An 8,500-nucleotide genomic window follows, 5' to 3' on the forward strand; every position below is an offset into this window, starting at 1 on the left:
TTGGCACGTACGAGGCGTACGTGAACGTACGAAGGGACAACGGGCACTCATGAGCGCGTCAGGCGGGACCAAGGCGATCGTGGCGGCACTCGCCGCCAACCTCGCGATCGCGGTAGCGAAGTTCGTTGCCTTCCTCTTCAGTGGCTCGTCGTCGATGCTCGCGGAGAGCGTGCACTCGCTCGCCGACTCGGGCAACCAGGGCCTGCTCCTCCTCGGCGGCAAGAAGGCCAAGCGCGAGGCCACCCCGCAACACCCCTTCGGATACGGGCGCGAGCGCTACATCTACGCGTTCCTCGTCTCGATCGTCCTCTTCTCGGTCGGTGGAATGTTCGCCATCTACGAGGGCTACGAGAAGATCAAGCACCCGCACGAGATCGAGGCCTGGTACTGGCCCGTGGGCGTCCTGGTCTTCGCGATCATCGCCGAGACGTTCTCGTTCCGTACGGCGATCAAGGAGTCCAACGCGGTCCGCGGCAAGCAGTCGTGGAAGGAGTTCGTCCGCCGCGCCAAGGCGCCCGAACTGCCCGTCGTGCTCCTCGAGGACCTCGGCGCCCTCGTCGGTCTGATCCTCGCCCTCGGCGGCGTCGGCCTGGCGCTGATCACCGGCAACGGCGTCTGGGACGGCATCGGCACCCTCTGCATCGGTGTGCTGCTCATCCTGATCGCGATCGTCCTCGCTGCCGAGACCAAGTCGCTGCTGCTCGGCGAGGCCGCCGGCACGGACGAGGTCGAGAAGATCGAGAAGGCGCTCGTCGACGGCGAGACCGTCACCCGCGTCATCCACATGCGCACGCTCCACCTCGGCCCGGAGGAGCTCCTCGTCGCCGCCAAGATCGCCGTCGAGCACGACGACACCGCGGCGGACGTCGCCCACGCGATCAACGCCGCCGAGGACCGCATCCGCGCCGCCGTCCCGATCGCCCGCGTCATCTACCTGGAGCCGGACGTCTACAGCGAGTCCGCGGCCGCCGCAGGCGTCAACCCGGCCAAGTCCCCGGGCGGCCCGAGTACGGACGGCGCGCACTGACGCCGCCCCACTCATCGGTTCGTACGGCGAGGGGCCCCGCACTCCGGAAGTGCGGGGCCCCTCGCCGTCTCTTGTCCGAGATGCGCGTGCCTACTGAATCTCACGCAGTACGTCGACGACCGCCCGCTTGTCCGGCGCCGCCATCAGCCGCTCACGGAAGCCCGGGTCCATCAGCTTGCGGGAGAGCAGCGCCAGGATCCGCAGATGCTCGTCGCCCGCGGACGCCTCCGGCACCGAGATCATGAAGATCAGCTTGGCCTGCGTACCGTCGAGCGCACCCCACTCGATGCCTTCCGGCGACCGCGCGAAGCCGACCACCGGGGACGTCACCGCGTCCGTCTTGGCGTGCGGGATCGCGATCTCCTCGCCGAGACCCGTGGTGCCCTGGGCCTCGCGCCGCAGCGCGGTCTGGACGAGCTCCTCGGTGTCCGCCACCTTGCCGGTCGTCGCCAGCATGCCGGCCAGCTCGCGGATCGCGGACTCCTTGTCCTGGGAGTCAAGGCGGAGCTTCACCGTCCGGTCCGTGAGGTAACCGGAGAGGACTTCGGCGCCGCCCTCGGGCCCGCCCTCGCCCTCCACAGCGCCCGCTGCGGGAGCCGCAGGAGCAGCGTGGGCCGCGTCCTCGGGCTCGGCATCCGCCTTACGCGGGGGCGCCGGGCTCTTTTCCAGCGGGCCCGGAGTGCCCGTAGTGCCCGGGCTCTTCTCCAGCGGGCCCGCGGAGGGAGCGGCACTCGCGGCAGCCACACCCGCGACCCCGGCACCGGCCGCACCCGCCCCGACGCCCGCGAGCGCCGGCTCGGCGCCCCCGGCCGGGACCATCGCCGCACCGCGCCGCTTGCGCTCGCTGATGTCGACGAGCGTGACCGTGGTCAGCGCCGTCACGACCGAACCGATCGCCACAGCCACGAAGAACATCGCCACACCACCCACGGCACCGAGTACGGCGACGATCGGACCGCCGTGCGGCACCGCGTCCTCGACCCCCGCCAGACCCGCGATCGCACCGGCCACCGCGCCACCCAGCATGTTCGCGGGGATCACCTGCGCGGGCCGCGCCGCCGCGAACGGAATGGCACCCTCCGAGATGCCGAAGAAGCCCATGAACAGCGCGGCCAGGCCCGTCTCACGCTCCTGCTCCGTGTATAGCTTGCGCCGGATCAGCGTCGCGAGGCCCTGGCCGAGCGGCATGACCGGAATGGCCGCCGCGCACATGCCCATGACGCTCTGGTTGCCGGTCGCGATGAGCCCCGCGCCGAACAGGAACGCCGTCTTGTTGACCGGTCCGCCCATGTCGAAGGCGATCATCAGTCCGAGGATCGCGCCGAGCAGGATCGCGCTGGTGCCCGTCATGCCGCTGAGCCAGCTGGTCAGATGCTCGAAGATCCACGCGATCGGTTTGCCGATGACGTAGATGAAGAACAGGCCGAGCGCCGAGGTCGCCACGATCGGGATCACGATGATCGGCATGATCGGCTGGGCGAACTTCGGCACCTTGATCTTCTTGATCCACAGCACCAGATAGCCGGCCAGGAAGCCCGTGACGATCGCACCGATGAAGCCGGCGCCCGCCTCGGAGTCGTACAGCTCACCGGTGTTGGCGATCCAGCCGCCGATCATGCCCGGCACGAGCGCGGGCCGGTCGCCGATCGCGTACGCGATATAGCCGGACAGGATCGGCACCATCAGCGTGAAGCCGATGACACCGATGTCGTTGACGTGCTTCCAGAACGAGCCGTCCGGGATGACCAGACCGCCCTCGGGGTCGGTGTGACCGCCGAGCGACAGCGAGATCGCGATCAGCAGACCGCCGACGACGACGAACGGAATCATGTACGAGACGCCGTTCATCAGCGCCTTGTACGCGAGGCTGCGCTCCTTGCCGCCGCCACCGCCGGTGCCTATCGCGCCGCCCGCGGGCGCCGAACCGCCGCCGCCGTGCACGGGCGCGCTCTGCACCCGGTCGATCAGCTCCTCGGGGTGGCGGATGCCCTCGGCGACGCCCACGCTCAGGATCCGCTTCCCGGCGAAGCGGTCGAGATCGACCTCCTTGTCGGCGGCGATGATCACGCCGTCGGCCTCTCTGACATCGTTGTCGGAGAGCACGTTCTCCGAGCCGATGGAGCCCTGCGTCTCCACCTTCATCCCGATGCCGAGCCCCTCGGCCGCCTGCTGCAGCTTCTCCGCCGCCATGTACGTATGGGCGATGCCGGTCGGGCAGGCGGTCACCGCGACCAACTTTCTCTGCCCTGCCTGGCCCGCGGTCTCAGGCGGGTCGCTCGGACTGGTCACGTGGATCTCCTTACGCCTTCATCAACAAGATCGCTCAACAAGATCGCGCATATGTTCCCGATCTCAAGGCATCCTGCAACACGTACAGCTGGATCCGAAACCGCAAAGGTCCCAATTGTCGGGGCTCTGCTCGGGTGCCGTTCAACGCTGGCGCGGTCGAAGGGGGCTGGGGCTCACTGGGCTGATCGGTGTAGATTCGTAACCCAGCCAGACGTCGCTGCTGATGGCGGTCGGGCGGCCTCCGGGCTGTCCGAGGGAGAGAGGGCCTCGGACGACTGCGCTGCGAGTGCCGGGCATTCCTATGCTCGTCGCCGCAGACCAGCCATGCCCAACCTCGACCGATTACGAGGAGCAGCTCGCCATGACGACTGTCGCCAACCGACAGGACTTCAAGGTCGCCGACCTCTCCCTCGCGGAGTTCGGCCGCAAGGAGATCACTCTCGCCGAGCACGAGATGCCCGGCCTGATGGCCATCCGCAAGGAGTACGCGGCCGCTCAGCCCCTGGCCGGCGCCCGCATCACCGGCTCTCTGCACATGACCGTGCAGACCGCCGTCCTGATCGAGACCCTCGCCGCCCTGGGCGCCGAGGTCCGCTGGGCCTCCTGCAACATCTTCTCCACCCAGGACCACGCCGCCGCCGCCATCGCGGTCGGCGCGAACGGCACTCCGGACGCCCCCGCCGGCATCCCGGTCTTCGCCTGGAAGGGCGAGACCCTGGAGGAGTACTGGTGGTGCACGGAGCAGGCCCTGACCTGGCCGGACTCGCCCACCGGCGGCCCGAACATGATCCTCGACGACGGAGGTGACGCCACCCTCCTCGTCCACAAGGGCGTCGAGTACGAGAAGGACGGCAAGGTCCCCGCCGTGGACACGGCGGAGTCCGACGAACACCGCGTCATCCTCCAGCTCCTGCACCGCACCCTCGGCGAGAACCAGCAGAAGTGGACCAAGCTCGCCTCGGAGATCCGCGGCGTGACCGAGGAGACCACGACCGGCGTCCACCGCCTCTACGAGATGCACCGTGACGGCACTCTGCTGTTCCCGGCGATCAATGTGAACGACGCGGTGACGAAGTCGAAGTTCGACAACAAGTACGGCTGTCGGCACTCGCTGGTCGACGGCATCAACCGGGCCACGGACGTGCTGATCGGCGGCAAGACCGCGGTCATCTGTGGCTACGGCGATGTGGGTAAGGGCTGCGCGGAGTCGCTGCGCGGTCAGGGTGCCCGGGTGATCGTCACGGAGATCGACCCGATCTGCGCGCTGCAGGCGGCGATGGACGGCTACCAGGTTGCGACGCTCCAGGACGTCGTCGAGGTCGCTGACATCTTCGTGACGACGACGGGCAACAAGGACATCATCATGGCCTCGGACATGGCCAGGATGAAGCACCAGGCGATCGTGGGGAACATCGGCCACTTCGACAACGAGATCGACATGGCCGGTCTCGCGGCGATCGACGGGATCGTGAAGGACGAGGTCAAGCCGCAGGTTCACACGTGGACGTTCTCTGACGGCAAGGTCATCATCGTGCTGTCCGAGGGCCGTCTGCTGAACCTGGGCAACGCCACCGGTCACCCGTCGTTCGTGATGTCCAACTCCTTCGCGGACCAGACGCTGGCGCAGATCGAGCTGTTCACGAAGCCGCAGGAGTACCCGACGGAGGTGTATGTGCTGCCCAAGCACCTGGACGAGAAGGTCGCCCGCCTCCACCTGGACGCGCTCGGCGTGAAGCTGACCGAGCTGCGCCCGGAGCAGGCGGAGTACATCGGCGTGCAGGTCGACGGCCCGTACAAGCCGGACCACTACCGCTACTGACCCGACCCCGGCGTCCGGACCGCACCGGCCACCGGACACCGTCGGCCGTAGCCTGAAGCAGGCCCTCGCCCTCGTGGCGGGGGCCTGCACCCTTGATGGCCACCCGAACCGCCAAGGCCTCCCGGTGCCGGCCCGGTCAGGCCCGCGCCCCCGGCTCAACCCGCCCAGCCGACCAAGGCCCCCACGAAGGACCCGCCCCTCATGCCTCGCGGCCGCTACTCGCTCCACGACCCCCACGACCACACCCCCCTCGGCGAAGAACACTTCCACTGCGCCCCCGGCCCGTCCGGCTGGCGCTACGTCTCCCAACTCACCACCCCCGCGGGCGACCACGCGGGCTCCGTCGACCTGGCCATCGACGAACTGGGCCGCCCCATCCGCGCCGAACTGCACGCCGCGAGCTGGCAGGTGCGCGGCGCCGCCGTGGACGGCGTCACCTGGGTGCGCACCGACCCCACCGGCGAGCACGCCACCGAAGGCAACGTCGCCGCTCACGCCTTCACCGGCGCCTCCCCGGCATTCCTCATCGCCACAGCCCGTCTGCTGCGTCTCACCCCAGGCACCCCCGCCACTCGCGTACGCCTCGTCTGCTTCACCCAGCCGGTCCTCGCCCCACGCACCCTCGACCAGTCCTGGACCCTGCTGAAGACAGAACCACACGCCACTGACAACGGCCCGCTGCTTGTGGACGCGTACCAGGTCACAGCCCTGGACACGGGCGAACAGAGCACCGTGCACATCGCCGGCGACGTCGTGCTCGCAGCCCCCGGCATCGAGCTGGAGCACCTGGAGTCTCCGCCGTCGCACTTCCCCACAACGCCGGCCGACTGACGACGACGGCCGCCGGACTTCAGGCCGGCGGCACGAACCCGGTCGCAGGCGGAGCCTCAACCTCCGGCTCCGCACCGACCACCGGCCGCGCCCGCGCAGCCTCGGCGTTGTGCGTATCCCGCACGTCCGGAACGGCGGGCTGCCGAGGTCCAACGGACGCAACCGCCTGCTGCCCGGACCCGCCCCCGAAGCCGTCCGACGCTCCCGGATCCCCAGCGGCGAACGCCCGCCGGACATCCCGGGTCTGCCGCTCGTGAACGACCGCGGCCAGATACGCGCCGGGTGGCACACCATGCTGCAGCGGCGCCCCGGTGCACGACACGAGATCCCCGGCCAACCGCTCGGCCATGGCCGCACCCACCTGCGGATCGAGTTGCCCCATCCGCGTCAGGTACTGGCGAATCGCCAGCCACAGCCCGTCCGGCACACCCGACAGATCAAGCTCGGAGAACCGCCCCACAAGCCACGGCGGCGGAGGCGGCACATGGGAAGCCCGCCCAGCAGGCACCCGCTCCCGTACGACGAGCGTCCCCGCGAAAACGTCCCCAAGGCGTCGCCCGCGAGCGGACACCAGCGAAGCGATGCAGGCGACGATCCCGAACGTCGCCAGAATCTCGATCACGCCCATCGCCCCACGCACCAGCGCATGCCGGAACCGGATCGGCCCCCCGTCGTCCCGCACCACCCGCAACCCACACGCCAGCTTCCCCAACGACCGCCCGTGACTCAGCGTCTCGACCGCGATCGGTCCGCCTACGAGCACCAGAAGAAACGTCGCCACAGAGATAGCCGCGACAGCCGCGTCATCGAGCGAAGCAGTGGCCGCCAACAGCGCCACAGACACGGCGATGTACACGGCGAACGCCGCAGCCAGGTCGATCAGCACGGCCAACGCCCTGCTCGGCAGCCTCGCCGTACGCAGCTCGAGCGCCACCGCCTCGCCCGTCACCAGCTCACTCACGCGTGCCCGCCCTTTCCGCCCTGCCCCTGGAACAGCCAGTCTGCCAAGCTGTGGACGCAGCGCGCTGCAGTACGAGGAGGGGAGCAGCGGCCTGATGGATCTCGACGTGTTCGTGTCCGCCCACCGGCCCGAGTGGGACCGCCTGGACGCACTCCTGCGCCGCCGACGCCGCCTCACAGGCGACGAGGCCGACGAACTCGTCGTGCTCTACCAACGCACCGCCACCCACCTCTCCCTGATCCAGTCCAGCGCCCCTGACCCACAGCTCACGGGTCGGCTCACACAACTCGTCGCACGCGCGCGTAGTGCCGTGACCGGCACGCGCCGCGCAGGCTGGCGCGACGTCACGCGCTTCATGACCTCCGGATTCCCCGCGGCGCTCTACCGAACCCGCCACTGGTGGGTGCCCACCGCACTTCTCTCGACGGCAGTCGCAGCGCTCATCGGCTGGTGGATCGCGACCCACCCAGAAGTGCAGTCCGCGATCGCCGCCCCCGACGAACTACGGGAGCTGACCCGCCCCGGAGGGCAGTACGAGACCTACTACTCGAGCCACCCGGCAGCGTCCTTCGCCGCACAGGTGTGGACGAACAACGCACAAGCAGCGGCAATGTGCCTGGTCCTCGGTGCGTTCCTGGGCCTGCCGGTCATCTGGATCCTTTTCCAGAACATGCTCAACGTGGGCGTGGGTCTCGGCCTCATGTCATCGGCAGGCCGCCTGGACACCTTCCTCGGCCTGATCCTCCCGCACGGCCTCCTCGAACTCACCGCCGTCTTCGTAGCGGCCGGCACAGGCCTCAGACTCGGCTGGACCCTGATCGACCCTGGCCCACGCACCCGCCGCACCGCCTTGGCGGAAGAAGGCCGAGCAGCCGTGGGCATGGCGATCGGACTGGCACTGATCCTCTTCATCTCCGGTGCCATCGAAGGCTTCGTCACCCCGTCCGGCCTCCCTACCTGGGCAAGGATCGGCATCGGCATCGCCGCGGAGCTCGCGTTCCTGACGTACGTCTACGTGGTGGGGCGGCGGGCGGCACGACGAGGGGAGACCGGGGACTTGGACCCGACCGAGCGCAGCACGTCCGCCCCGACAGCGGCTTGATGTGCGACCAACCCCGCTGAGCTGCTAGTCTCCTCTTCGCCCGCAAAGGTTGTTGACACAGCTCGAGCGGGGAGGTAGATTCGAACAGTTGCCTGGAGCTGGACAAGTTCCACCGCAACAGTTAGTATTTACAAGCTTCCGGAAAGTCATTTCCAAGTGAAGCACTCTTCCGATTCACCAGAGTCAAGACGCCGGTAAGACCGACTGAAATGCTCTGATAAACTCGGAACATCGCCGAAAGGGAGCCGAAAGGCGCTCAAAGGCAAACGGCTCTCCAGCGGCCACGGATTCAAATTCCGAATCGCTTCCGACAGGAAACGGAACGGGAAAAGGATCTGGTAAGGTTGGAAACACCGAAGGGAAGCGCCCGGAGGAAAGCCCGAGAGGGTGAGTACAAAGGAAGCGTCCGTTCCTTGAGAACTCAACAGCGTGCCAAAAATCAACGCCAGATATGTTGATACCCCGTCTCCG

Annotated in this window: 7 protein-coding genes; 4 read left to right on the forward strand and 3 right to left on the reverse strand. The window is 68.4% G+C overall.

Translation table 11 applies throughout. The features are described 5' to 3' along the window. Positions 1 to 49: 49 nt before the first annotated feature. A complete protein-coding gene (locus RCO28_RS34155; protein ID WP_308945233.1) occupies positions 50 to 1,027 on the forward strand; it encodes a cation diffusion facilitator family transporter in 978 nt (325 codons plus the stop codon). Positions 1,028 to 1,117: 90 nt separating this feature from the next. On the opposite strand, the gene RCO28_RS34160 is transcribed toward RCO28_RS34155, so the two are convergent. Beyond that, complete coding sequence (locus RCO28_RS34160; RefSeq protein WP_308945234.1) at positions 1,118 to 3,316, reverse strand: PTS fructose transporter subunit IIABC; 2,199 nt, start codon at positions 3,314 to 3,316, stop codon at positions 1,118 to 1,120. A 361-nt stretch (positions 3,317 to 3,677) separates the two neighbouring features. Between RCO28_RS34160 and ahcY the strand changes: the two genes are divergently transcribed. Together ahcY and RCO28_RS34170 are read left to right on the forward strand one after the other, a co-directional pair. Further along, the gene (ahcY, locus tag RCO28_RS34165) at positions 3,678 to 5,135 is read left to right on the forward strand and encodes an adenosylhomocysteinase (protein WP_308945235.1); all 1,458 of its coding nucleotides are present in this window, start codon (positions 3,678 to 3,680) and stop codon (positions 5,133 to 5,135) included. Positions 5,136 to 5,336: 201 nt separating this feature from the next. Further along, a complete protein-coding gene (locus tag RCO28_RS34170; protein WP_308945236.1) occupies positions 5,337 to 5,966 on the forward strand; it encodes a hypothetical protein in 630 nt (209 codons plus the stop codon). A 19-nt stretch (positions 5,967 to 5,985) separates the two neighbouring features. On the opposite strand, the gene RCO28_RS34175 is transcribed toward RCO28_RS34170, so the two are convergent. Next, the gene (locus RCO28_RS34175; RefSeq protein WP_308945237.1) at positions 5,986 to 6,927 is read right to left on the reverse strand and encodes an RDD family protein; all 942 of its coding nucleotides are present in this window, start codon (positions 6,925 to 6,927) and stop codon (positions 5,986 to 5,988) included. 94 nt (positions 6,928 to 7,021) lie between these two features. Between RCO28_RS34175 and RCO28_RS34180 the strand changes: the two genes are divergently transcribed. Then, complete coding sequence (locus tag RCO28_RS34180) at positions 7,022 to 8,029, forward strand: stage II sporulation protein M (protein ID WP_308945238.1); 1,008 nt, start codon at positions 7,022 to 7,024, stop codon at positions 8,027 to 8,029. A gap of 146 nt (positions 8,030 to 8,175) precedes the next feature. Here RCO28_RS34180 and RCO28_RS34185 read toward each other — a convergent pair. Beyond that, positions 8,176 to 8,500 (reverse strand): hypothetical protein (locus RCO28_RS34185; RefSeq protein WP_308945239.1); only part of this gene is annotated, 325 nt, incomplete at its 5' end.

This window comes from Streptomyces sp. LHD-70, assembly GCF_031157275.1.
Classification (GTDB): domain Bacteria; phylum Actinomycetota; class Actinomycetes; order Streptomycetales; family Streptomycetaceae; genus Streptomyces.